This window comes from Agrobacterium sp. DE0009 (genome assembly GCF_007680755.1).
In the GTDB taxonomy this organism is placed as follows: domain Bacteria; phylum Pseudomonadota; class Alphaproteobacteria; order Rhizobiales; family Rhizobiaceae; genus Agrobacterium; species Agrobacterium tumefaciens_B.
Genome location: NZ_VEIU01000008.1, coordinates 1 through 22,835, shown reverse-complemented (window position 1 = coordinate 22,835; position 22,835 = coordinate 1). Strand labels below are relative to the sequence as shown.

General features: G+C 60.2%; 25 protein-coding genes and 1 pseudogene. 10 read left to right on the top strand and 16 right to left on the bottom strand.

Annotated elements, in window-relative coordinates; all coding sequences use genetic code 11:
* Window positions 1-162: 162 nt before the first annotated feature.
* Window positions 163-318: pseudogene (locus FS804_RS21165) on the bottom strand (transposase); the annotation flags it as partial.
* A 151-nt stretch (window positions 319-469) separates the two neighbouring features.
* Window positions 470-1,378 (bottom strand): nucleotidyltransferase and HEPN domain-containing protein, encoded by a 909-nt coding sequence (locus FS804_RS21160; protein WP_144578816.1) that lies wholly within the window; start codon window positions 1,376-1,378, stop codon window positions 470-472.
* A gap of 313 nt (window positions 1,379-1,691) precedes the next feature.
* On the opposite strand from FS804_RS21160, the gene traR reads away from it, so the two are divergent.
* Window positions 1,692-2,396 carry a transcriptional regulator TraR gene (gene traR, locus FS804_RS21155; protein WP_144578815.1) on the top strand — a complete coding sequence of 235 codons (705 nt, stop codon included), beginning with the start codon at window positions 1,692-1,694 and terminating at the stop codon, window positions 2,394-2,396.
* A 16-nt stretch (window positions 2,397-2,412) separates the two neighbouring features.
* Here the strand turns inward: traR and FS804_RS21150 are convergent, their stop codons facing one another.
* From FS804_RS21150 to traA, 5 genes are all read right to left on the bottom strand, one after another.
* Window positions 2,413-2,721, bottom strand: a complete 309-nt coding sequence (locus FS804_RS21150) for a transcriptional repressor TraM (protein WP_144578814.1) — start codon at window positions 2,719-2,721, stop codon at window positions 2,413-2,415.
* 315 nt (window positions 2,722-3,036) lie between these two features.
* Window positions 3,037-3,663, bottom strand: coding sequence for a TraH family protein (locus tag FS804_RS21145; RefSeq protein WP_144578813.1), 627 nt, complete (start codon window positions 3,661-3,663; stop codon window positions 3,037-3,039).
* Window positions 3,664-3,674: 11 nt separating this feature from the next.
* Window positions 3,675-4,970, bottom strand: coding sequence for a conjugal transfer protein TraB (locus FS804_RS21140; RefSeq protein WP_144578812.1), 1,296 nt, complete (start codon window positions 4,968-4,970; stop codon window positions 3,675-3,677).
* Window positions 4,891-5,421, bottom strand: a complete 531-nt coding sequence (gene traF / locus FS804_RS21135) for a conjugative transfer signal peptidase TraF (protein WP_144578811.1) — start codon at window positions 5,419-5,421, stop codon at window positions 4,891-4,893. Before traF ends, FS804_RS21140 begins: the two co-directional genes overlap by 80 nt.
* A complete protein-coding gene (gene traA, locus FS804_RS21130; RefSeq protein WP_144578810.1) occupies window positions 5,418-8,720 on the bottom strand; it encodes a Ti-type conjugative transfer relaxase TraA in 3,303 nt (1,100 codons plus the stop codon). Before traA ends, traF begins: the two co-directional genes overlap by 4 nt.
* Before the next feature lie 254 nt (window positions 8,721-8,974).
* Here traA and traC point away from each other — a divergent pair, with 254 nt between their 5' ends.
* The 5 genes from traC (at window position 8,975) to FS804_RS21100 (ending at window position 12,578) form a co-directional block, all read left to right on the top strand.
* Window positions 8,975-9,271: a conjugal transfer protein TraC gene (traC, locus tag FS804_RS21125; protein WP_144578809.1), complete on the top strand. Its 297-nt coding sequence runs from the start codon at window positions 8,975-8,977 to the stop codon at window positions 9,269-9,271.
* A 4-nt stretch (window positions 9,272-9,275) separates the two neighbouring features.
* Entirely contained in the window at window positions 9,276-9,491 is a 216-nt protein-coding gene (traD, locus tag FS804_RS21120) for a type IV conjugative transfer system coupling protein TraD (protein WP_186376947.1), read from the top strand.
* On the top strand, window positions 9,478-11,421 hold the full coding sequence (gene traG, locus FS804_RS21115) for a Ti-type conjugative transfer system protein TraG (protein ID WP_144578808.1): 1,944 nt from the start codon (window positions 9,478-9,480) through the stop codon (window positions 11,419-11,421). Before traD ends, traG begins: the two co-directional genes overlap by 14 nt.
* 433 nt (window positions 11,422-11,854) lie before the next feature.
* On the top strand, window positions 11,855-12,115 hold the full coding sequence (locus FS804_RS21105) for a WGR domain-containing protein (protein WP_144578905.1): 261 nt from the start codon (window positions 11,855-11,857) through the stop codon (window positions 12,113-12,115).
* Between the two features lie 229 nt (window positions 12,116-12,344).
* Window positions 12,345-12,578 carry a hypothetical protein gene (locus FS804_RS21100; RefSeq protein ID WP_144578807.1) on the top strand — a complete coding sequence of 78 codons (234 nt, stop codon included), beginning with the start codon at window positions 12,345-12,347 and terminating at the stop codon, window positions 12,576-12,578.
* Window positions 12,579-12,640: 62 nt separating this feature from the next.
* Here the strand turns inward: FS804_RS21100 and FS804_RS21095 are convergent, their stop codons facing one another.
* Entirely contained in the window at window positions 12,641-12,949 is a 309-nt protein-coding gene (locus FS804_RS21095) for a DUF736 domain-containing protein (protein ID WP_144578806.1), read from the bottom strand.
* A gap of 459 nt (window positions 12,950-13,408) precedes the next feature.
* Between FS804_RS21095 and FS804_RS25055 the strand changes: the two genes are divergently transcribed.
* Window positions 13,409-13,582: a hypothetical protein gene (locus FS804_RS25055; protein ID WP_186376946.1), complete on the top strand. Its 174-nt coding sequence runs from the start codon at window positions 13,409-13,411 to the stop codon at window positions 13,580-13,582.
* Between the two features lie 3 nt (window positions 13,583-13,585).
* Here FS804_RS25055 and FS804_RS21085 read toward each other — a convergent pair whose 3' ends face one another.
* From FS804_RS21085 to FS804_RS21065, 5 genes are all read right to left on the bottom strand, one after another.
* Window positions 13,586-14,509, bottom strand: a complete 924-nt coding sequence (locus tag FS804_RS21085) for an ArdC family protein (RefSeq protein WP_144578805.1) — start codon at window positions 14,507-14,509, stop codon at window positions 13,586-13,588.
* Between the two features lie 269 nt (window positions 14,510-14,778).
* Entirely contained in the window at window positions 14,779-15,366 is a 588-nt protein-coding gene (locus tag FS804_RS21080) for a hypothetical protein (protein WP_144578804.1), read from the bottom strand.
* A gap of 92 nt (window positions 15,367-15,458) precedes the next feature.
* Window positions 15,459-16,061, bottom strand: a complete 603-nt coding sequence (locus FS804_RS25050; RefSeq protein ID WP_186376945.1) for a hypothetical protein — start codon at window positions 16,059-16,061, stop codon at window positions 15,459-15,461.
* 134 nt (window positions 16,062-16,195) lie between these two features.
* The gene (locus FS804_RS21070) at window positions 16,196-17,953 is read right to left on the bottom strand and encodes a ParB/RepB/Spo0J family partition protein (RefSeq protein ID WP_144578803.1); all 1,758 of its coding nucleotides are present in this window, start codon (window positions 17,951-17,953) and stop codon (window positions 16,196-16,198) included.
* Window positions 17,954-18,293: 340 nt separating this feature from the next.
* Complete coding sequence (locus tag FS804_RS21065) at window positions 18,294-18,701, bottom strand: hypothetical protein (RefSeq protein ID WP_246665919.1); 408 nt, start codon at window positions 18,699-18,701, stop codon at window positions 18,294-18,296.
* 202 nt (window positions 18,702-18,903) lie between these two features.
* Between FS804_RS21065 and FS804_RS21060 the strand changes: the two genes are divergently transcribed.
* The gene (locus FS804_RS21060) at window positions 18,904-19,164 is read left to right on the top strand and encodes a hypothetical protein (protein ID WP_144578802.1); all 261 of its coding nucleotides are present in this window, start codon (window positions 18,904-18,906) and stop codon (window positions 19,162-19,164) included.
* A gap of 211 nt (window positions 19,165-19,375) precedes the next feature.
* Here FS804_RS21060 and FS804_RS21055 read toward each other — a convergent pair whose 3' ends face one another.
* From FS804_RS21055 to FS804_RS25045, 3 genes are all read right to left on the bottom strand, one after another.
* Window positions 19,376-19,984 carry a DUF1419 domain-containing protein gene (locus tag FS804_RS21055; protein WP_144578801.1) on the bottom strand — a complete coding sequence of 203 codons (609 nt, stop codon included), beginning with the start codon at window positions 19,982-19,984 and terminating at the stop codon, window positions 19,376-19,378.
* A gap of 142 nt (window positions 19,985-20,126) precedes the next feature.
* The gene (locus FS804_RS21050) at window positions 20,127-21,092 is read right to left on the bottom strand and encodes a DUF3991 and toprim domain-containing protein (protein WP_144578800.1); all 966 of its coding nucleotides are present in this window, start codon (window positions 21,090-21,092) and stop codon (window positions 20,127-20,129) included.
* Window positions 21,093-21,310: 218 nt separating this feature from the next.
* Entirely contained in the window at window positions 21,311-21,487 is a 177-nt protein-coding gene (locus tag FS804_RS25045) for a hypothetical protein (RefSeq protein ID WP_186376944.1), read from the bottom strand.
* Between the two features lie 541 nt (window positions 21,488-22,028).
* Here FS804_RS25045 and FS804_RS21040 point away from each other — a divergent pair.
* Window positions 22,029-22,388, top strand: a complete 360-nt coding sequence (locus FS804_RS21040) for a type II toxin-antitoxin system RelE/ParE family toxin (RefSeq protein WP_144578799.1) — start codon at window positions 22,029-22,031, stop codon at window positions 22,386-22,388.
* Window positions 22,385-22,711: an XRE family transcriptional regulator gene (locus FS804_RS21035; protein WP_136883698.1), complete on the top strand. Its 327-nt coding sequence runs from the start codon at window positions 22,385-22,387 to the stop codon at window positions 22,709-22,711. Before FS804_RS21040 ends, FS804_RS21035 begins: the two co-directional genes overlap by 4 nt.
* Window positions 22,712-22,835 lie beyond the last annotated feature (124 nt).

Genomic DNA, 22,835 nt, shown 5'->3' with positions numbered 1-22,835 from the left:
TCTAATCGGCTTTGACATCGTTTGTGGCGCGGGTGGGTTCAAGAATGAAGTGCGACTTGCGAATGATACCAGTGGTTATGAGTCACAAGGAAGACGCGATAGAACGCTCCTACTCCCATATTGATCTCGATGAACGTCGTAAGATTGCCCGCTGGCGGACGGCTGGTTGGGCGCGACGCCATGACGGCGAGCGGTGGACGATACCGTCTCGCCTGGTTCGAAACTCTGCTCAATGATCGTCAGCTTTTGCTCGGTTGTCCACCGCCTGCGGCGAACATCACCCGTCAGCAATTCGACGTGTCGATACTCGTTAGACATAAGCCTGTGCTTGAGCCTTTCTGCTTATGCCGACTGTCCGGTCAAAATGGGGGGCAGTTCACCTCTTGACCCGGAGAAAATAGATAGACTTGGTTGCCCATCGTGCGACGGTATGCGGTTTTCGCGGTGTGGATCTCGCTCTTCGGCATCTTCAGGCCCTAGCTGTCTGCTCTAATTTTTCGATATGCTCGCGGCAGAGCACTTCGATTAGTTTATGAAGTTCTGCGGCACGCTCCTGAAGCCAGAAGAGTGCCTCTTCGGAAACATCGAAACGCTTTGAATAACGCGCCTTGACGTAGGCCTCGTTGATAATGTTGTACCATGCGGTAAATCGTTGATGGTCGCGCGGCCAGATATCGACCAACCGGCGATCACGATCCTCAGAAAGTCCGCGTAGGAATTTGAGATTGTGCGACGCAGGAGTATAGTTGGTCACTGTCAGAAGATAACAGTTATAGGCGGATTCGACCGCTTGATGGAGTTCGAAGGCTGCCCGCCGGGGATTTTCTCGCGCCAGGAAGAAACTTACGCTAGCGAGTAAGTCGCCTATCTCCTGATTGTGGAGGTCGAAATGTTCCTTGGCCACTCTGAGTGCGTCCGCCGGGCCGAGCGGTTTTGGTTCAGCGAGCGGCCTGTCGTCAAATTCATAGAGGACGATGCCCTCTCGAGCGATATCGACGAAGAAGGCTTGGCCATCATTTAAGAAGTTGCTGATCTCGCGGGCGCCGTGGACGATCGGGCCGACGGGTGTCTCGATCTCCTTGTCCCACATCAGCCGATCGGTGGCCTTGTCCCAGTATTTGGGATCAGCCAGTTCCTTGTTGCTGACGATGACGAGAATATCGAAATCCGATCGGTAGCCTTTCGATGTGTGTGGCTCATCGACCCAAGTACCACGAGCATAAGAACCAAACAGGATGATTTTATAGATCCGCCCGTCCTTCTTAGCCTCGGACTTCGAACGCTCGACTATACCGGCGAACTCTTCATGAATGATCCGGACGACACGTTCCAATTCGCGCTGCTTTGTGTGCGGAAGATGTCCGATATCCGATCTCATGGCCTCACCACCGATTCTTCTAAATGAGTATTGTAGCCGTGATCGGCAGGCGATTGCTACTCCACATTGTTAGGGATTACAGGTTCTGGAGCCCATTATAGGAAGAGATAAGCAACGTGGCGCAGGCAACTGGATATCACCTCCGAAACAAACGCACTATCTTCCACCGCAGTCGAATTAGCACGTCTGATGTTGAAGCGAAAATCAAGTTCCACATATCAAATATGCAATCATGGGTTGATCGTAGTCATGATCCCCGCTAAGTGGAGAAGGCCTAGGTGGCCCTTTCCTATATGACATTTAGGAGCAAAATATGCAGCATTGGCTGGACAAGTTGACTGACATTACCGCGCTTCGAGGCGACGAAGATGTCCTCGATAAGGCTCTAACTCAACTTGCTTCGCAAGCGGGATTTTCGGGTTACGCATATATGTACCTCCGCCCTGGTCACATGACTGCCTCATCAAACTACCCTTCCGAATGGCGCTCGATCTATCTCAAGCAAAAATTTGACGCCGTCGATCCGGTCGTGCGCCGGGCAAAGTCTATGAAGAGCGCATTTACGTGGAGTGCAGAGGCGGAAAGGCGGCGCCTGCCAAAAGAGGGGCGAGCGTTCCTGGACGAGGCAGCGTCTTTTGGAATCCGCTCCGGCGTTACCATTCCGATTCGAGCGGCCAATGGATCGACGTCCATGTTCACGCTCGCTTCAGACAAACCCTCAATTGACCCAGGACGCGATATCGATCCTGTCGCGGCAGCTGCCGCTGTTGGGCAGCTTCACACCCGCATGACCCTTTTGCCCCTAACGCCGAGTGCACAGTACCCAGCGTGGCTCGATCCCAAGGAGGCCGCGTACCTCAACTGGATTTCGGTGGGCAAGACGATGGAAGAAGCTGCCGATCTCGAAGGCGTCAAATACAATTCCGTGAAAAGCAAGCTTGAAGAGGCCAGGAAGCGCTTCCAGATCCATACGATGCCGCACCTGGTGGCACTGGCCATCCGTGCAGGGCTAATCTAGACTAGCCCTGGCTTCCTCAGTTGACCGACACCTTCGGGATATAGCCCAGAAGGCCGACCAGCGTGTTCACCGCGCTCATCTGCGCATGCATCTCGATCATCGCTTCGATGTATTCGAGATGCTGCGCGCCTCCCGCAGACGTTCCGGTCTTAATGTCGTCGGGCAACGACTGGAACAGTTGATCGGCCTTCTCGACAAGCTGCCGGTGTAGCCGAATGGCATTCACCGTCAAACTCTCGATATCTGCGCTTGAAAGTCCGCGCGTCAGCCCGATCACCGGGCGTAGTTCACATGTGTCCGACACTACGGAATCTTTCAAATCCATTGATGATCCAACCCGGAGATATTGTCTGCGGTGCGCCCCCGCAAACGTTAATCTCTGATCCTAAGCCGGGGGTTGGAAACTGTACTCGGACAGTCCTGCGACCTTTAGCACCGGAGCACCTGGACATACGTCGCAGGCCCACCGGCCAATGGCCAGAGGATTCTGGTGTCGCATCGGCCGACACCAACCGCCGAGTAAGGGTTTCCACACCCCTGGGCAGCGCGTACCGCCCTGCCACGTCTTATAAAAGCTCCAGGCTGTTTCCGCTAGGGCATTGGAAAAACAATCGCTTTGCAGATCTGCAGAGGAACTGATTCACGGTCTCGCGCCGATACCTGAAAGGTCGATCCTGATCTCTGCTTTGTTCGGATCGGACGCTACCGTTTCGGTCGCAGGTATCGCTGCAGCGCTATCGTCATTTGGGTGAGCGCCATTTTCAGATTCGTCGGAATCGGTCGTGGCGGGGCGAGTGATTTTCACTTGCCCTGGATCATCCGCCCGAAACACCGCCATCCCTTCGAAATACCCGGTCTGCCATGCGATGACCGCATCATCTATGACCTGTGGCAGGACGTCTTTCGCCGTGGGATTGCCATACCATTTCATGACGATGCGGAAGACCTTGGCAAACAGCGCCGTCCCCATGCGGATGTTTTCGCACAGCTCGACCATCTCCGGCTTCAACTGACCGGCTTCGACGATGCCGAGACCAGCCGGGTATTGGGTGACACCAACGCGAACGGTGTTGCGACCGAGATTGTTGCGGATCAGTGCCAATGCCTCCTCCGGAGTTGTCGGCTTCGGCACGAGCACCACCCGATTGCCGGAGCGGACGGTGATGGCGAGAGGGTCCTGCGACCCGGCCTTCGCGATGAACTGCTCGACGATCGCAGGCTTCAGGGTAGGATCGGAACATTGCTGGATAAGAACGGCATCGAGCATGTGAGTATCTCTTACGTGTTGAAGGCCATGACGACGGGCAAACCAAAGAGCCTTGCCCAGGCTGAGACGCTCGCCTTCTGGATGTCCACGATCGAGGTGTTTTCCGTCCACCAGCCATTGCCGACGGCGACGATCACTTCGGGATTGTGAAACATCGACTGCAGGACCGGCCAGAGAATGAGCTGCTCGTAGCAGATCAGAGGCCCGACCTTGAAACCATCAACCTCGACCGCAGGGTTGCCGAAGAAGTCGGCCTGCGCGCCACCGCCCCGCCCGGTCCATTGCAACCACGGTTGCCACATCGAACCCGGGACCGGCATGCGCTCGCGATAAAGGACCTTCGCCTTATCGGCCGAGATCGCCACCATCACATTGTCGTAGCCTCCGGGATCGACGACGGCAGCACCTGCGACGACTATGAGATCCAGGCTACGGAGACCGTCCTGCCAGACCTGCGCCACGGTCGGCGTCCAGAAGCCGAGCGCACTTTCGGGCAGTACCACGACACGAACATCCTTGCCTGCCTCTGCGGCCTTGCGCACCTTCGCGATCAGGTCACGGTGATACTGAAGCGAGCCATCGCGCCCGAGGTCCGCCCCGTGTTTCAGATCGACGGCCATCCATCCGGGTGTTAGCTTCGGGGGCGTCCAGTTCGTGGCGGACCAGACGTGAAGTCCTCCAAGGACTGCGACTGCGATTTGCCATCTTCGACCGGTCATGAAGACCAACAGGATCGCGGTCGCGCCCAGCCCCCACCAACCCCAGCCCGGAAACAAGACGCCGGCAGCCGTCAAGGGATGCGCCCAGCCGGTAATGCCGAATGGCGGCAGCCCTGTTAGCGCCATGGCGAGCAGATAGCGTAGTGCCCTCGCCGCGTCCGTTCCTTTCCTCCCGGAAGCGTCTTCGCTTCGATGTTTCGTCCAGAACACTGCATTGACGATGACGAAAGATAAGGAAGCCATCACCCAAAGCAGCATCCCAGGCCAGAGATCGGCGGCATAGAAGTTGGCCACGCCCTGCGGCAACCCACGGGAAGCCGCTAGGAAATACCCGGCCGCCACAAGTGCCGCGATCGTGCGTGACAGTGCCAGTGCCCAGAGCAACGGAAAGATCATGGCGACTGGAAGGAGAAGCACCTCGCCGCTCCAGCCAATCCTCCCACAGGCAATCGAGGCGATGATCAGTAGGATGGGTTTCCAGCGATCTGCCGGATGATTTTCGCCGCGATCAAGGCTCGAAGGTGAGGACCGGCCGCGCCAGACCGAGAAGACCGGAAACCGGAACCGGGCCAAAATATCGACTATCATAGGAGCTCGCATAGGCTGAATGGAGGAACAGATGATGCGGCGGTACGACACCGCCGGAATCAGGCAGGAGCACCCTGCCCTCGCCGTCCCTCCCCCACACCGCCGATGAGGGAACCGGACGACCATCGATGAGCACATGATCGGTGATGTCGACATGCTGTCCGGGAAGTGCTGCGACGGCCTTGATCAGCGGCGCGAACCCGCCGGCGCAAAGCCCTCGTCGCAGATATCCGCGCCGCCAAGCTTCTGTGAACGTGGCTGTCATGGGTGGGCACAGAAACACCAGATCACCGATGGCGACCGAACGCTGAAGCTCTTCGATACGCCAAAGTCCGAGCGGCTCGCTTGGGGTCAGGTTCAGCCGGTAGCCGCCGATGAACCCGGACGCCGCCAGTGCGGACATAGTGACGGCCACGCCCGTCAGAAACAGAAGAAGGCGCTTCGGCCTCATTGCTTCAGCACCGGCGCCTGACGCTGGGTAAGACGCTGTTCCTCGGCTTGTTTTAGCGACTGGACGGTGCGCTCGTGGGCCGCGAGCTGTTGCGCCGTCCGCATGATTGGCCAGGCTTGTTTCAGCTGTTCCTTCTGCTCCGGCTTCATGCCGTCGGAGAGCTTATCGTACAGCGTTCCTGACGGATCGCGCGCGGCGTTGCTCAACAACGTGCGTTCCCCGAACCGCTCGGTCACCGCCTGGTTGAACCCGTCGATTTCGAGCTTGGTTTCACGATTGCTCAGCGCATAGGCCATCGCGGCCGGCAGATCGTTGCGGTCAATGGCGTCACGCACCCGCTCCAGCACAACCCGCGCTGCCGGCGAGAGTGCCGGAATGTCGATCGAAACCCGCTGACGCAGCGCCTGCTCGTCCGCCTGGTGCCTCAATGCAGCGGTGTCGCGCATGCGCAAATATTGCTCAAGATCCCGCTTCAAGGCCGGAACATTCACCTCTGCGACGCGGCGCGCCTCACGCTCAGACCTGGTGGCGAGAATCCCGGTCTTGCCCCTCAGTTGACCGAGCGCTCCGGCGTCCTTCTCCAGCGTTTCGAGCGTTTGACGGGCAGCGTCCTTGTCGGCGATCACGACATCGAAATTCATAGCCCGGAAGGCTGTTTCAGGATCGGCGAAGACGTAACGGAAACGCGCCGAGACTTCCTCCCATTGCCGTTTCAGGCCGTGATCCTCGCCAAGCTTGTCACCGACGGTATCGGTAACAGAGCCGGGAAATGTCTTGATGCCTGCGACCATGGGTGCGGCCTCCTTCATCGTTTTGATCTTCGAAGTTTGGGTGAAGCCAAGGCGCGCGGCGAAGGCGCTAAGGCGCTGGCCGAGATCAACGAGTTTGGCCTTCTGGCGCAGAGTCCAGTCAAGCCGATCGCCTACCAGCGTGCGCGCGACCTGGACAATGTGCAGGCCGCGCGTTTCGGCGAAACGCAGCGCCTCCCGATAGAGCTGGCCGCGCTCGTAATCGAGTGTGGTCTCCTTGGCTTGTCTTCGGGATAGAACCTTGGCCAGGCCACCATTGAAGGAGAAGGACCTCGTCCCGTAATAGAGCTGCAGATCCTCGCGATGGCGGGTCATCGCCACATAGATCAGGTGGCGATCCAGAGACAGCGAGGCCAGGACCTTCACGCGATCAACCGTCGCGCCCTGGGACTTGTGGATCGTCGTCGCATAGCCATGATCGAGATTGTTGTAGAACCGCTGTTCGACGATCACCTGGCGCCGATGATCCCCCTCGCCGACCACGGCCACGATGCGGTTCGGTCGGGCCTCAACGACTTGGCCAATCATGCCGTTCTTGAGCCCAAGCGATCCCTCATTCTTCAGGAAGACGATCTGGTCGCCAGCGTCGAAACGGCGTTCACCGTCGGCTGTCCGGAACAGATCACCTTCTCCGACAACGCCGCGCTCGACGAGTTTCTCGCGGGCCAGGACGTTGAGCATGCGCACGTCGCGGCGCAGATGGGCGAGGATCAGCGTCGTCTTTGACTGGTCGTAATCCTGGTTCCAGTCGGCGATCAGCCTCTCGACGGCTTCGGTCTTCAGGCCCGAGCCAAGCACCCTGCCCTCACCTTGATACGCATTGAGGGCTTGGCCGACATTTCCGCGCGCAAGATCGAGCGACGCCTTGCGCATCCAGTCCTCGCGCTGGCGATAGATGGTCTCGAGTTCGGCATAGCCGATGCGATCTACGATGGCGCGGAATGCCGCCCCCGCCTCGATAGGCTGGAGCTGTTCGGGATCGCCGACCAGCACGATCTTGGCGCCCGCCCTGACGACGGCATCAACGAACCCAGCCATCTGTTTCGACGCCACCATGCCGGCCTCGTCCATGACGAAGATGGTCTTGTCGTCCAGAACGTCACGGCCGCGGTTCCAGCGCAGTTCCCAGGACGCAAGCGTCCGGCTTTCGATGCCGGCTTCCTTTTCCAGACCCTCGGCCGCCTTGCCCGCAAGCGCACCGCCAACGACACGATATCCAGCGAGTTCCCAAGCTTCACGGGCTGCCTTCATCATCGTGGTCTTGCCCGCACCTGCGCGTCCGACAACCGCGGCGATGCGGGCCGGACCGGCGATGCGCTCGATCGCCGCTTTCTGCTCATCGGACAGCCGCTCATGTCGCCTGAAGGTCGCATCCAGTACAGCCTCGGGAACGGCATGCGTCTCCCTAGTCGACAGCCACATGGCCTGCCGTGCCATCGTCGCTTCGAGCCGGACCATCGCTCGCGTCGAATAACGCGCCGGCTGCCTATTGCCCGTCGCAAAATCGATCGTGTCGCGCTGCAGGCGCAGCACGTCCGGGTTCAGGATGATCTTGATCATCAGCTGCTGGAACACAGCGGGATCGTCGACATAGCGATGCACGACGTTGGCCACGTCTCGCTCGTCGAAGACGCTCTTCTCTCGCGTGATCAGGTCGAGCACGATGGCGGGATCGCGGATGATCCGGCGGGCGTTTTCCGAGCGTCGCTGCTCGTTCAGCTCGATCCGTTCGAGCTCCGGCCGGACGCCCTGTTGCTCCGCCTTGCGCTCAATCGCTTTGGCCCCGACGCCGAGATGGATGGTGGGCTCAAGATCGATGCCCTGCTTCTCGTAAGAACGCCCGTCGATGCGAAGATCGATCCCGGCAAGGGCGAGATGATGGTTCTGTCGCTCGAACCAGCCATCCCGTACCACGTTGAATTCATCGGTCGATCCGGCCCAAAGTTCGTACAGGATCTTGCCGGACTTCGTCCGTACCGGCTGGCCATCGTCGCCTGTCACAGCGACCTTCTTCGACCCGAACCCATCCTCGGCCAGGGGGCGTAGTGTCGTCATCAGGTGGATATGCGGATTGCCGGGATTGTCGTGGTAGACCCAGTCGGCGACCATGCCTTTCGCCAGGATGAATTTCTCGACAAAATCGCGGACCAGGGCGATGTTCTGCTCGGCGGACAGCTCCAGCGGAAGTGCAATCGTCAGGTCGCGAGCAAGCTGCGCATCGGCACGCTTCTCGAAAGCTTCGACCTTGTTCCAAAAGGCTTCCGACGCTCCTGAGACAGAACGATCAGCGGTCAGGGAGCGAACCCATCTCGGGGCGCCGGCGGGAAGGACAAACTCCTCGTGCAGCAGGCCCTGTTTGCGGGTGTAGTCGATCGTGCGAGCCTCGCGCTCGTACTCCATCTTCGCGCAATGCCGATAGGCCGCAGACAGCACGACACTGCGGCCGGAGCCGCGGCTGACGATGCTGGCTGAGAGATGTGCGATGGCCACGGCGCGAAAAACTCCCGATCGGAATTAAGTTCGTCGGGAGTGGTGGTCGCCACGCGGCCCCGCCAGGGCATGAAAGCAACACGTCGCACCGCGACGTATAATTGCGCCCTTGGAGCCATTCCTTCGGAACGGCCGGGATCATTCACCAAAGCATCGCCGGTGGCGATCTGCAGATCTGCAGATGTCATTTCGAGTGCACCCGGGAGAATCTGGGCTCGCAAGAGCAACGCCCAGACTTCAAAGGAGCAACCGGAATGAAGAAGCCGTCATCGCGGATCAGGGAAGAAATTGCCAGATTGCAGGATCAGCTCAAGCAGGCCGAGACCCGTGAAGCCGAACGCATCGGACGGATCGCACTGAAGGCTGGCCTTGGGGAGATCGAGATCGATGAAGCCGAGCTTCAGGCGGCCTTCGAGGAGACCGCCAAACGGTTTCGCGGAGGCAAAGGTAGCGCGTCCGGGAAGAAGGACACCGGGGACGGCCGGGCCGCAAGTGGGTCGTCCACGACGCAGTCGCCTGGCGCGGATACGGGCGGGTCTGGTGAGGCTTGAGCGGATGGCAAAGTCAACTACGACAGAGGCGCGCAAAAAGGACACGCGCGAAAAGATCGAACTCGGCGGCCTGATCGTCAAGGCGGGACTGCGGTACGAGAAGCGCGCGCTGTTGCTCGGCCTGCTGATCGACGCGAACCGCCGTATCAAAGGTGACGATATGGAACGCGCACGTCTAGCCACGATCGGCGCGGAGGCATTCGGTCATGACGGCGAATAGGCTGCTTCTGGCAGTCCTGCCTGCGGTGATCATGGTCGCGGTGATGGTCATGACGTCAGGCTTTGAACATCGGCTGGCGGCGCTCGGAACATCGGCGCAGGCGAAGCTGATGCTGGGCCGCGCCGGGCTCGCCCTGCCCTATGTCGCCGCCGCCGCGATCGGCGTCATTGCGCTGTTCGCTGTCAACGGTTCCGCGAACATCAAGATGGCCGGTGGGAGCGTGCTTGCCGGAAATGCCGCAACCGTCGTCATCGCCATGGTGCGCGAGATTGTCCGGCTTGCCGATGTCGCCGGAAACGTGCCGGCGGGCCAATCCGTTCTCGCCTATTCCGACCCGGCGACGATGATCGGCGCGGGTGTCGCCTTCATCGGAAGCGTCTTCGCTCTGCGGGTGGCCGTTAAGGGTAATGCCGCCTTCGCAACGGCAGCTCCGAAGCGGATCGGCGGCAAACGCGCTGTCCACGGCGAGGCCGACTGGATGAAACTGCCAGACGCGGCAAAGCTGTTTCCCGAGCACGGCGGCATCGTTATCGGCGAGCGCTACCGGGTCGACCGTGACAGCGCTGCCGCCATGCCGTTCCGCGCCGACGAAGCGCAAAGCTGGGGTGCCGGCGGCAAGTCGCCGCTGCTCTGCTTCGACGGCTCCTTCGGCTCATCGCACGGGATCGTCTTTGCCGGCTCCGGCGGTTTCAAGACGACTTCGGTGACGATCCCGACCGCACTCAAATGGGGCGGCGGTCTGGTTGTGCTGGATCCGTCGAGCGAGGTCGCACCGATGGTCAGCGAGCACCGGCGCCAGGCCGGCCGGAAGGTGATCGTGCTCGATCCGACCGCGTCGGGTGTCGGCTTCAACGCGCTGGACTGGATCGGTCGTCACGGCAATACGAAGGAAGAGGATATCGTTGCCGTCGCCACATGGATCATGACCGACAACGCGCGCACGGCGTCTGCGCGCGACGACTTCTTCAGGGCCTCAGCGATGCAGCTCCTGACCGCGCTGATCGCCGACGTTTGCCTCTCGGGGCATACCCACGAAAAGGAGCAGACTTTGCGCCGGGTCCGAGCCAATCTGTCCGAGCCCGAGCCCCAACTCCGCGCTCGTCTTACGAAAATCTATGAAGGATCTGAATCCGACTTCGTGAAGGAGAACGTCGCAGTCTTCGTCAACATGACACCGGAGACGTTTTCCGGTGTCTATGCCAATGCGGTAAAGGAAACCCATTGGCTCTCCTATCCGAACTATGCCGGCCTCGTGTCCGGCAGCAGTTTCTCGACCGACGATCTCGCAGACGGCGAGACCGACATCTTCATAGCGCTCGATCTGAAAGTACTGGAAGCGCATCCGGGCTTGGCGCGCGTTGTTATCGGGTCCTTCCTCAACGCGATCTATAATCGCAATGGCAATGTGAAGGATCGCACCCTCTTCCTGCTCGACGAGGTGGCGCGTCTCGGCTACCCGCGCATCCTCGAAACCGCCCGTGACGCGGGGCGCAAATATGGCATCACGCTGACGATGATATTCCAGTCGCTCGGCCAGATGCGCGAGGCCTATGGCGGCCGCGACGCGACGAGCAAATGGTTCGAGAGCGCTTCATGGATATCGTTTGCGGCGATCAACGATCCCGATACCGCCGACTACATCTCAAAGCGATGTGGCGACACCACGGTCGAGGTTGACCAGACCAATCGCTCGTCTGGAATGAAGGGATCGTCGAGGTCACGGTCAAAGCAACTCATCCGCCGGCCGTTGATCCTTCCCCATGAAGTTCTGCGCATGCGTGCCGACGAACAAATCGTCTTCACCTCGGGCAATGCACCGCTTCGATGCGGGCGGGCCGTTTGGTTTCGGCGCGAGGACATGAAGGCCTGCGTTGGAGAGAACCGGTTTCACAAGAACGTCTCCGGGACGCATGAACCGGTCGTGCGATAGATCGAGGATGGGGCGGTGAGATATTGGGAAGCATGCGAAGCACAGGTGACAGTGGCCGAGGCGATCGAGGAGTGCCGCAAACATGGCATCACGCGGTGGTACGCGAAACTGACTGCGTGCTGATCGACAAGGACAGTGGAAAGTCATCGGGCATCCTGATGATTACGGAGAATTTTATGGCGGGGATGTCCTCGACTTCCTCGGATCTTGATCGACGTCCACTTCCGGTGATGGCGCTTTGCGTTTGGTACAGATCATTGACCCGAATGGGCGAAGACCGAAGGGCTTCGTTCGCCCTAGCGGAATAGACTCTGAACACCGCAGCCGGACCGCCCATAGGTTTCAACGAAACTTCACGAAATTGAATCGGTCGAGCTCAATCGATTCATATCTCTCGTTGGACGAGAATTGGCGGTTGAGCGATTATGCTGTCATGCTCATTCAGCCCTACCAGCTCTATGTCGAACGCACCGACGAAGCCCGCAACATGGCTCGCTTCTACGCCATGACGATCGAGCCCAATCTGTTCGGCGAGGTCTGCCTGACGCGCCGCTGGGGCCGGATCGGCGCGCACGGCCAAATGAAGGTCGAGCATTTTGCCCAAGAGCGAGATGCTGTCGCGGCCTTCCTCGATCTTCTCCGACAGAAGCGACGCCGCGGATATCGAGCCGCCCCTTCCGCAGCCCATCGTTGACGGTCCGCGATCCCTTGCAGCTGCCTCGCTCTTTTTTATGAGTTGGAGAGGATTGTCGGTCAGCCGACAGGGGTAAGAAAAGGAGACTTTGCAGCCGCGGAAAGCCGGAACAGCGGAAGAAGCTCCTGCGGCGACAGTCGGTACTGAAGAGCTCGCAATCCTCACCACCCCGCAGCGGGCCGACGAAACCTCAACTGCTTGCCCTAGGACCAGAGCTGCCAAAACACCGTTGAAGCCAGCGTCGGCACGTCGAAAGAAGGTTGAGGCGATCGTAGAGCCGGCGGCTTCGGTCGGAACCGCGTTAGAGCAACCTCTTGCCGTCGCAGCCGGCCCGAAATCCCTCACGGATGAGATGGCCGACCTCAATGCTGAGGTCGCTGCGTTGCGGCGTCAGCTTGCAAAGAAGCTGATCGAGCAGAACCAGCAATTGCGCAAGATGCTCGCCAGGTTCGACGGGCGTTAACCGCGCGCCGCCAGTCCGATAGGGGAAAAGGCCCCGCCGATGGCGGAGCCTCGTGATGTCCATCAGTCGCGGTTCGGGCGGGACCAGATGAGCTGGAGACCGTCTTCGCGCTCGACCTCTGCGAGCGTTGCGTAGATCGGGGCCGGGAAGCTCGGATCGTCAAGCTTGACCGAGAGGTAGTCGCGTCCCTCGCCGGAGGTCTTCTGCCAGGCAGCGCCCAGCTCAACGCTGCTGGCGTAGACGCGGAACTGGGGGCCCTTGTCGGAAGGGTTCTCGACCCGGGCGATGCGGGCCTTGACGTTGAGGGCGAGTGTGCGGATAGAGCCGGTGAAGCCGTTTTCGGTGGAGGTGAAGGTGCCGATGGTTGCCATTGTCGTATTCCTTTTCTGGTGTTCGGGCCGCGCCCATCGCGGCCTCGATGGCTGTCGCAAAGACCGGGGACGATCGGACCGCACCTGATAAGGCCGGAACGCAGTGGAGGGCGGCAACTGCCACTTTTGTTAGTGGGAGAGGAATGGCGGCGCAGCCGGCAGGGGTAAGAAAAGTGGTCGTGGCCGTTGCGGGAAGACGATCGAGGCGCAGCCGCTCTCCGGTCAGACATGCCTCATCGAGCCCGCGGATGGGTTGCCGGAAACTCTGACGGAAAAGGAGATCGCAATGGCGTTCCGCCGCATTCGCCTTTGGCACGAACCGCATCCCGCGCCACGCACGCCGGACCGCTCTCATTGTCTGCTTCATCAGGGGACAAGCGTTCCTCCCAACACTGGCCTGCTTGCTGACTGCGCCCGGTGGGATATCGTTGCGCTCTCGAATCGCTGCCTGGAGGATCAATGCGTCAGCAGACCAAACCGTTCATCGTCGAACGCAAACCATCCCGCAAGCCCAAGCCCGACACTACACAACCGTCGATCTGGGGAAGGCTGGATGCTGACATTGCACAAGGTCTCAAGAACCAACATGATGCGGATCACGCGGCCGCCACCGGCGGTGACGACCGCGCTTGAAGCTCAGGCCGCAGCTTTCACATCCGTTTCCGGCTGCAGCGAATGCAGAAAGCTCACAGCGCGTTGCGCATGGGCCGCCGCCTGAAAAATCGCCCGCTTGTCGTTGGCCAAAACGGACAACCACGACTGCAGGTAAGAAGCGTGATCCGGACGCGGCTCGAGCTCCGGTGCGATGCCGAGGTCCGCGCAGAGGAAGCAGCTGCCAAGTTCGGCAATAAGTTCTTCCCGTGCCCGCTCGGTCCGGTCCTTAGAATAGCGCGAAAGGTCGCGTCCCACGCGATGCTCCGCCGCCGTCCAGTGGGTTGCCTCATGGCTGAGGACGGCCGCGTATCCGGCAGCATCGCGAAACGCCTCGAAGGGCGGCATCTGGATATAATCCATGATCGGAGAATAGTAGGCCTGATTGCCGCCGTGCCGGATGACGGCGCCGGTATTGCGGAAGAAGCGGTCGGCGCGCTCGATCCGCTCGACGGGATCAAGAACCTTGGACGGCGGCGCATTATAGCTGTCGGGCAGACCGTCGATCTGCTCGACATTGAACACCGAATAGGCCTTCAGGAAAGGGATCTCCCGATCGACCTCGTTACCGTCTCCGTCCGCTTCGGACTTGGTGAAACGGCTGGCGAAGACAACGGTCGAGCCGGTTTCGCCCTTGCGCACAGCTCCTCCCAATTCAAGCGCCTGCTTGAACGTCATCCACATTGAAGAGGCGAAGCCATGCGATATCTGCTCCGACCATAGGAGGAGCACGTTCATGCCCGAATAGGGAAGGCCATTGTGGCGTACGGGTCGACTGATACGGCCACCAGTGTTGGCGGCGCTCCACGGTTTCATCCAGGGACGGACGCCCTTTTCTAGATCCTCGACGATCCGATCGGTAATCCGAGTGTAGATATCCGCACGGTCCGATCCTGATTTCTTTGTCATGACTCTTCTCTCCTTTACTCAAGACCGCGCCGATCGCGGCCCGTCACGGAGGTCCGAAGTCAGGGGCCGCTGGTGTGGCCATGCACCGAAGGCCGCAACAGCGTGGAGGACGGCAAAGCCGTTGCATGGGCACCCGGCTCCTGCAGGACCATCCAACGGGACGGGCCGCGATAGGCGTGTCTCCAGCTTTATTCTGAACATGAAAAAAGCCGGCGCCCGAGGGCGCCAGCCTGAAAAGGGAAATGGCGGGTACGACCCCGCCAAGTGTGTCATCCAAGGGCGGCCATCTGAGCCTCGGCCGCCTTGCGGTCGAGCGATGCGCCCGGGTTTTCGACCGGCCGGTCGAATGGTTTCCAGGTCTCGCCGACGACCTGTTCGTAGGCGGTCACCGCGCCCTCTGCTGCCATCCGGAGTGCGTGGGACTGGACGCCCATATCGGCCGCGAATTCCCGCTTGCGCTGGGCGGCGCTGTCGTAGCCGACCGGGCCGTCAAGATCTTCATCGCGGGCATCGTTCGATGCCTTGGCTGTCGCGTCGCGTGCTTCGGTGACAGCGCGGGAGTAGAACTGCCCGGCGCCGTGCGCCGATCCGACGAAGGCCCCGACGATGCGCTGCAGGTGGATCTGCATGGCCTTCTCGCCGAGCCCTTCGGACAGGCTGTCGGCGGTCTCGATGATCAGCCTCTCATGCAGGTTGCGGATGCCATCGCTGTCGACGACCGCGGTGCCGAAGCTTTCGGCGATCTTGAGCGCCTGGGAGGCGTCGGGGCACGAGAGGCGGACCATTTCGAGGGTTGCTCCGCGGCGAGCTTGCGAAATCCGTGCGTTGAAGCGGTTGGGAGTTGCGGGCTTGGCCATATCAGTTCCTTCCTTGGCTGCCGAAGCGGTTCCGGCCCGTGCCGGTCTGCCCTTCGATGCGGACGACCAGAACCGGCAAAGGACGGGCGGCTTCACAGGTCCGATCCGGCTGAGGAAGCAGGGCAGGTTTGCGGGCCAGCAGGTTTTGACGTGAGCAGACCGCGAGTCTGCCCTCGCGCAGAGAGGCTGGACCGGCCGCACCGCGGCGCGACAGCGGCCTTGAAACGCCCGGCCGCCGGTTCAGACCGCAGCGAACAAGAAGGGCAGTCCGACACGGGCCCGATAGCTGTCTCCAGCGGGAAGGAACGTATATGCACAAGACCTTCCATGCCGCTAACATCGAAGGCCAGCAATTCAAGCACCGGCTGCTTCGTTTCGGGTTCGCCTTTGTTGCCGGATGATGTACAGGTCGTGTCGCGAGGCTGCAGCTCACCGTTGACCGGTTCTTGCATCGCCAAATTGCAGGCTATGACGTCGAGTTCGGCCCACCGCTCGAAGGTAAGGCGGTCGACGAGCTCCTGATAGTAAATACGAGGGCCGGATCTTCGACGATTTCGGCTTCGGGTCTTCCCCGTCGTCGCCTGTCTTCCGGCGCGCGACACAATCTGCCGTGTCAGTCGTTCCAGATACCGCTGGGTCTCTCGCCGGGCGCCGATTGCTTTCGCCAGCGGCTTCGAGATGCCGATGTCGATCATAACCCCTCCTTCAGGCTCTGCCAGCCGGCGAAGGACGATGGACCTGTCAGCGGATGATGAGTCCGTGCTGCTAGCGACCTCCACCCCTGAAAATTCAGGGGTGGCTTGTGCCATGTCTGACTGAGGGATAACAGTCATGCGGCAGCTTTCTGATGAACATCTTGGACAATCTCTTCGTCGTCGGAGGGATCTGTAACTGGCAGCACGTCCTGATCTGCGTCCTGGTGGATCTGCCCTTCCTGGCCCTCAGCGGGATCGCCGGCTTGGCCGCCATCGTCGTCTTGAGAGGCCGTGCCAATAGTATCGGTAGGAGCGCTTGCCCGGATCCAGTCGAGCAACTCCTCGGCTGGTGGCGCGAAGCGGGCCGACATATGCACGAAGCGCTCGCTCTGGAAATGCTCGACCAGCGCTGCGCGGGTCTCACGAACCTTTGGACGCGGCTGGATGGATGCTTCGGCGCAAGACGCCTCCAGCGCCTGACGAGAAAGGCACAGGAGGAACTCCTCCGAGCCCATGTTCGGCAGGTACTGGTCGGCGCCGACCGCCTCGCCGGCGATACGGGAAACCATGCCGCTGTTCGACATGCCGCGGCGGCACGAGAGGACATCGATTAGCACCGAGCGAACGGCGATCCGAAGCGTGCCCTGATCGAAGGCGAGCTTTCCATGCTCATCGAACAGGGCGACGGCATGGCGCGAGAAGCGCTTGCCGCCGTAGAAGGTCCCATCTGCACTGGAGTCGACACGAACGTTCTGCCCGGCGAAGGCCAGCACCATCAGCGCCATCAGCATGTCATCTTCGATCGGCGCGCGACCTAGAGCCTCGTGCAGGGCATCGGTACGGAAATCGCCGATCATATCGTGGCCCTTCTGGGTCACGTCAGGGCGAGCCTTCTGCGTCGTAAATGCACCGGCATCCCCGCGGCCTTCCGCAGTTTCCTCAGCGCTGCCTCCCTTCGGCTTGACCGTTTCAGGCAGGCGGTAATGCACGGTCTGCACCTTGCCATCGCGGTCGAGGTAAAGCGCAGTGTGATCGGATTTGGAGGGTTTCCCGTAGACTTGGGCCGCCTTCTTCGGCAGCTCCGGCTGGCCCCAGCTGTTGACCTCGACGATGGCGCCGCGCTTCGTCAAGTTGCTCGTCATCCATTCATACTGGGCGCCGAGGAAGCCCTCGACATTCGTCGTGTAGCGACCGTCCTGGTCGGCCGGTGCGAAGAGGTCCTCGACCCATTCGATCCCATAGGCTTGGGCCAGATCGTCACCGAAGCTCGCATCGCGGGCATACATGCGCTTCTTGGTCAGCGCATTGGCGATCTGCCACCACGGAGCGGTATCGCCATTCTTCGGCTTGTGCGCCTTCCAGACCTCCTTCTGGTCTACTTGGCCGGCGGCGGCGATGATCCGCAGCTGCTGCTCAGACGGCATGTCGCCGAGCGCCATCTGTTCAAGCATTGCCGGCAGGACGTTGGCGAGCAGGCGCAGCTTGCGGATCTGGCGAACAGGTAGCGCGAGGGCGACAGCAATGGCTTCTTCGGTCCAGCCGAGAGCAACGAGCCGTTCGATGCCCCGCCATTGATCCACGGGGTTTAGCGCCTCACGGACGCTGTTTTCGACCATCGAGCGCATGGCGCCGTTGTCGTTGGCGGCATCGACGACGAGGATTTCGATTTCTTCCAGTCCGGCGGCGATGGCGAGCCGGACACGACGATGACCGGCGTCGATGGTATAGCTATTTCCGCCGTCGGTTTCGGGGGCAACCACCGGCGGCTGGACGATGCCAACGGCCTTGATCGTCGCCAGCATCAACGCGTCGGCCTGCGGCGACGACTTCGTCTGGCGCATCCGGTCGGGATTTTCCTTGAGTGCGCGCGGGTCAACCTTGATGATCTGCATGGGATTAGTCCTTGTCTGGAGGGTTCCGGACCGGCGCCATGCCAGCCCTTCCTGTCTTCATCTTTTCTCGAAGACACCTCCCGGACCGCCGAGCGGCCGGACTGCCGCAACTGCGGCCGAGCATCCCTGCTGGGAAGGGCAAGCGGGGCTAACAGCCCTGCGAAGGACAATCAGCCGGGATGGCGCAGGCGGCGGTTGAGCGCTAGCGTCGACAGGAGGACCGATCTGCGACCGGTTCTTGCTTCTTGCTTTCCTCTTTTCTCAAATCCTCATTTTTCAGTATGGCCCAACCGCTCGACGACCGGAGAATGTGATCGGCCGCCATACCTCAAAGATGGGACTAGGTTCGGCGCCCAAGAAGGGCCAGACCATCGGCGAGCATGCGCTTTAAGATCAGTTTCCTGCTCTCCGGTGTGGCAGAGGCAATTTCGGCGATAGCTATGGCAGCGGGTGATGGATCGGCGGCCTCGGATTGCGCGACGGGGAGAGGCTCTTCGGCTACTGCGGCGACAACGACGTGCGTAATCGTCGTTTCATCCGATTTGACCGAAACGGTGACCTGTCCACCGGAACGGAGGCGGTCGACTCCCGTTTGAGCGGCATCATGCTCATCTTGAGCTTCGACAAGGGAAGTCTGCGTCACTAGAAAAAATGGCATATGTTTCCACGAAGTATTTTCACCGCAGATCTCATTCGCAAAGGTGGCGCGGTCAAGGTGCAGCGTCACCTTTGCAGTCGCATTGGACACAAAAAAGGCGCTCGACCCGTGAGGGGAGCGCCTTCTTCTGTATCCCGGGACAACGTCAAACGCCGCGGCGATTGCAGCGAGCAGGACATCGTCTCATCGGGAAGTGATGCTCAGATATTGTTGACGAAACGCAATTTCAAGTCGCGATCTGGAACATCAACTGTTAGATCTTCTCGCTCATCAGGAATACCAGGCAAACATCATGACCACAGATACCGAGACGCGGAGAACGATCGCGAAGCGAGTAATTGATCGGGCGGCAGCGCGCGGTACGCCGGTCGACGCTGATCCAGCGTTCCTCGCCGCGGTGGAGGAATGGGTCCGGGGAGATATCGACATGAAGGCCATGCGAGACCGGTACATTGAAATAATCGCTCTTCAAGCTGCGGACGGGAGGGGCCTACGCACAACTGGCCTCGGCAAAAATCCCTTAGGTTTTTTGGCCGACGCGAACGAAGAATAAAAAAATGGGCCTGCGGAAAACCGCGGCCCATGAAGTGTGGAGATCTAAAACCTCCAGAGGGGAACAGCTGCTGCGACGGAACTGGGAGGTGACCGTCATGTGCATCAGCTGCAGGCGTCATGCCCGATTTTTGATCAGCTGGAAAACATTTATTGTGCAACGCAGCTATGCAGCTGCCGCGATGGTCTCGCTGCCCAGGTCTGCTATCTCCTCACGCCGCGACTGCCGCACGGGCAAGGTGGCGCAGTTGGACAGGCAGTTTGGCGGTGATCTCGCCGTCGGTCAGGTCGTAGAGCAGCTTCAATCGGGATGATCCGGCATTGCTGAAGAGAGCGATGACGCGCTGACCGTGCAGATACTGCGCGGCAGTTTCATCGGAGTAGGCGCGATAGGCGTCCGCCGTGGCGCTCCAGGTGTGCTCGAGGCGCTCGTCCGGCGTCATCGCCCGCACTGGGCGCGTTTCGAGTTCGATGATCGCTAGACGCATGTCCTCCACCGACCCACGGTCGGAGAGATCACAATATCCATGGAAGTGACGGATGACCCCGTCGATCCGCAGCGCGAAGAATACCGATGTGACGGATCCGGTCAGGAATTCGCGTATGGCGAACATAGAGCCACGGATCCAAAGCGGCGGGAGGATCTCGAACATGTAATCATGTTCACTCTCGGTAATTTTAAACCACTCGCCTGCATAAAGCGCGCTCGCGTCACCCTCGAAACGGTGAGGACGCTGTGCATACCGATCTAACATTCGGAACATCTGATGGCGCTCTGCGATGCCCTGGTAGACTTTACGGATTGCTGAAGGGGTGCTCATTGGCGGCTCCTCGGGCCCTGTCCGGACCGAAGTACGGTGCTGCCCTGCCGGCTCACCATCCTCTTTAGTCCCTCATGACCTCTCCCCTCAAGCGGCCTGTCCGTCGGGGCGGGTCAAGGGCCGCTCTCGAGAGGGCGAAGCTTCACCCTTGACGCGGCCGGCGGGCATGCGGCAGGCCTGTTCCTCCTGGCCTTGTTTTCCTTTCCCTCTTTTCTTCCTCCCGCGCCTTCAGCGCTTCATTCCAGTCCTCGGCCGGCGGCTTCAGCCGCAACCAGTCGCGGGCCACCTCTTCGGCAATGGTGCGGAGGCGGCCCGCAAAGGTCTCGCCCTGGCTATTGCTGTCGGTGGCTGCGACCAGAACAGCGCCGGGACGTGCGGCCGACCGGCGGACTGCCGATTCTGTCGCCGGCGACCAACCACCGCCGGTGCTGAGATAGAGGCTGCCCTGACGAAGTCCCTCGAATGCTGCAAGGCTCATGGCGTCGATCGCCGCTTCGGTGACGCAAAGACGCGTGGCAACAGGAGAGCCAAGGCGAAATAGAATTTTGGAACCGCCTGTCGAAAAGCCGCGCCAATCTGGACCGCGCTCCTCCCAGCCAGTAACAACACCATCGTCATCGACATGCGCGGCCCACATGCTGCCATAAGGGCCTTCCCGAAGGACATCACTATGGATGGCCTCCCGGATGATCATTGCCGGCAGGCGGCGCTCGCTGCGCAGATAGCGCCAGGTCATTGATCCCTGCCACGGCCTACGTCGTGTTGCCCAGCGTTCAGAGACGGAACTGCTATGAGCGGGCTTTCCGGCCGGACGAGACCAGGCAGGATCCCTGGCGACGATGCCGACAAGAGCGGCCACTCGGTTGAGCGCCTCGACGAAGGTCACGTCGTCCAGATGTTCCGCGAGACCGAAGACATCGCCTTTCGCGTCGGACAGTGGATCGAACCATCCCCGCCCGCCATGGATGACGATGACGATTTCCGCATCGCGCCGGTATTTCACGGCCTTGCGGGTGCTTTCCTTGACGTCGATGGCAAAACCGGCCCGTTCCAGCACCGCTGCGCACCGGACACGGTCGCGAAGTTCCTCCAGTTTCTGTTTTTCCATTATTTTTCTCGGCGCTTGGCGCCGCCCTTCTCTCCAGATCCATGTCTGCCGCAATTTGCGGGACCGTTTCCGGCGGCCGCGAAGAGCAAAGGGGGCAAGGGCGCGGCTGGCAATCTGCAGATTTGCAGCTTGGCACCTCCCGTCGGTGCCAAGGCGCGGCGAAGCTTCCCTTGCCGCCTGCCGCGCGCAAGCGGCATCAAGGAGAGGAGAATGCCGGCTCAATGAGCCGGCCAGGGATGGAATTCATGCACGATCTCCAGATCGTCTTCATCGTCGAGTTCGTCGCTCGGCAGGACGCCGAACTCGTCGCCGGACCTGAACAGTGTGACCGGAACCATGAGGGCGCGGGAAAGCTGGAAGGCGTGGTTCTGCGCAAGAGAAAGATCGGTGTTCATCTGAGGCTCCATCTTTGGAGCGGGCCATTCCCGCTCGATGGCTCCCGTCAGAGTCCGGAACCGGTCGCGATCACCGCAAAGGCGAGAGCCAAAGCGGCCGCAGCTTGCTAGCGGACCCCGTCAGCGGGTTGATCGACGGAGATCCGGGGCCGGACCAGGTAGCCATCCATCAAGAGCGGGATTGGGATGCCCCATACGCCTTGCCTTGGATCCACAATAATCGTGCTGATGCGGATCCTCGCCTTCCGTGATCGCCTTTCCGGTTGTTTCCTCGCTCCGACGTCGGGGTCGGTGTCGACGGGTATAACTGCTGGAGACGGCCCGCATGCACCGCGAAGCTGAGTGTTCCGGACGGTTGCGGAAGCCGCATCGAGGTCTGACGTCGTTCTCACGCAGGCTCCAGATCACAAGTTGGCTGGAACGATCGTCGTGCGCGCCAACGGCTCAGCGCCGTCCTCTTGTCAACTTTGAGGGGTCGCGTTATTCCGTCTGCGGAATATCTCTTGAAATATTCCACAAATGGAATACATTTGGAGCACCGATGAGTTGGAGCGTTGAATATACCGATGAGTTTGGTGAGTGGTACACGACGCTGGTCGAGGCCGTTCAAGACGATATTGTAAGGGTAGTCGGACTTTTAGAAGCCAAAGGACCGCAACTTCCCTTCCCTTACTCATCCGGCATCGAAGGTTCAAAGCACGAACATATGCGGGAACTGCGGATTCAGAGCGGCGGCGAACCCTACCGGGTATTCTACGCTTTCGATCCGCGTCGCACCGCTATTTTGCTCGTCGGTGGAAATAAAACCGGCGACGGCCGCTTTTATGAAATCATGGTTCCGGTCGCTGATCGACTATATGACAATTACCTGATCGAGATCGGGAAGGAAGGTTTGATATGACTGGACATCGCCCCTTTAACGACTTGCGCAACAGAATGTCGCCCGAACGCCGTGCCCGCAACGATGAAGCGACCAAGGCAATTCTCGAAGACATGGCGTTACACGAGCTGCGCGTGGCCCGTGAAAAAACTCAGCAGGATGTGGCACGCGCACTCCATGTGAAGCAGCCGGCTGTCGCAAAGCTGGAGCAGCGCGCCGATATTTATGTCAGCAATCTGCGACGCTATATCGAAGCATTAGGTGGCACGTTGGAGATTACTGCGAAGTTTCCCGACGCCTCGGTCAACATCAAGAATTTCAGCGAGTTGGCCGCTGAGAAGTAACAACGCTTGGAAGCAATAGGGCCTCCGACTACACACTTACCTAAATCGCTTAATGAAAATTCCGGCTCTTCACTTTCAGTGTATCGATATGAAGATCGGGCACGAACATGTCGCGCGGAACGAC

Excerpts from the sequence above, each read along its gene's own strand:
- FS804_RS21160 (WP_144578816.1), bottom strand. The coding sequence starts at position 1,378 with ATGAGATCGGATATCGGACATCTTCCGCACACAAAGCAGCGCGAATTG.
- traR (WP_144578815.1), top strand. The coding sequence starts at position 1,692 with ATGCAGCATTGGCTGGACAAGTTGACTGACATTACCGCGCTTCGAGGC.
- FS804_RS21150 (WP_144578814.1), bottom strand. The coding sequence starts at position 2,721 with ATGGATTTGAAAGATTCCGTAGTGTCGGACACATGTGAACTACGCCCG.
- FS804_RS21145 (WP_144578813.1), bottom strand. The coding sequence starts at position 3,663 with ATGCTCGATGCCGTTCTTATCCAGCAATGTTCCGATCCTACCCTGAAG.
- FS804_RS21140 (WP_144578812.1), bottom strand. The coding sequence starts at position 4,970 with ATGATAGTCGATATTTTGGCCCGGTTCCGGTTTCCGGTCTTCTCGGTC.
- traF (WP_144578811.1), bottom strand. The coding sequence starts at position 5,421 with ATGAGGCCGAAGCGCCTTCTTCTGTTTCTGACGGGCGTGGCCGTCACT.
- traC (WP_144578809.1), top strand. The coding sequence starts at position 8,975 with ATGAAGAAGCCGTCATCGCGGATCAGGGAAGAAATTGCCAGATTGCAG.
- traD (WP_186376947.1), top strand. The coding sequence starts at position 9,276 with ATGGCAAAGTCAACTACGACAGAGGCGCGCAAAAAGGACACGCGCGAA.
- traG (WP_144578808.1), top strand. The coding sequence starts at position 9,478 with ATGACGGCGAATAGGCTGCTTCTGGCAGTCCTGCCTGCGGTGATCATG.
- FS804_RS21105 (WP_144578905.1), top strand. The coding sequence starts at position 11,855 with ATGCTCATTCAGCCCTACCAGCTCTATGTCGAACGCACCGACGAAGCC.
- FS804_RS21095 (WP_144578806.1), bottom strand. The coding sequence starts at position 12,949 with ATGGCAACCATCGGCACCTTCACCTCCACCGAAAACGGCTTCACCGGC.
- FS804_RS25055 (WP_186376946.1), top strand. The coding sequence starts at position 13,409 with ATGCGTCAGCAGACCAAACCGTTCATCGTCGAACGCAAACCATCCCGC.
- FS804_RS21085 (WP_144578805.1), bottom strand. The coding sequence starts at position 14,509 with ATGACAAAGAAATCAGGATCGGACCGTGCGGATATCTACACTCGGATT.
- FS804_RS21080 (WP_144578804.1), bottom strand. The coding sequence starts at position 15,366 with ATGGCCAAGCCCGCAACTCCCAACCGCTTCAACGCACGGATTTCGCAA.
- FS804_RS25050 (WP_186376945.1), bottom strand. The coding sequence starts at position 16,061 with ATGATCGACATCGGCATCTCGAAGCCGCTGGCGAAAGCAATCGGCGCC.
- FS804_RS21070 (WP_144578803.1), bottom strand. The coding sequence starts at position 17,953 with ATGCAGATCATCAAGGTTGACCCGCGCGCACTCAAGGAAAATCCCGAC.
- FS804_RS21060 (WP_144578802.1), top strand. The coding sequence starts at position 18,904 with ATGACCACAGATACCGAGACGCGGAGAACGATCGCGAAGCGAGTAATT.
- FS804_RS21055 (WP_144578801.1), bottom strand. The coding sequence starts at position 19,984 with ATGAGCACCCCTTCAGCAATCCGTAAAGTCTACCAGGGCATCGCAGAG.
- FS804_RS21050 (WP_144578800.1), bottom strand. The coding sequence starts at position 21,092 with ATGGAAAAACAGAAACTGGAGGAACTTCGCGACCGTGTCCGGTGCGCA.
- FS804_RS25045 (WP_186376944.1), bottom strand. The coding sequence starts at position 21,487 with ATGAACACCGATCTTTCTCTTGCGCAGAACCACGCCTTCCAGCTTTCC.
- FS804_RS21040 (WP_144578799.1), top strand. The coding sequence starts at position 22,029 with ATGAGTTGGAGCGTTGAATATACCGATGAGTTTGGTGAGTGGTACACG.
- FS804_RS21035 (WP_136883698.1), top strand. The coding sequence starts at position 22,385 with ATGACTGGACATCGCCCCTTTAACGACTTGCGCAACAGAATGTCGCCC.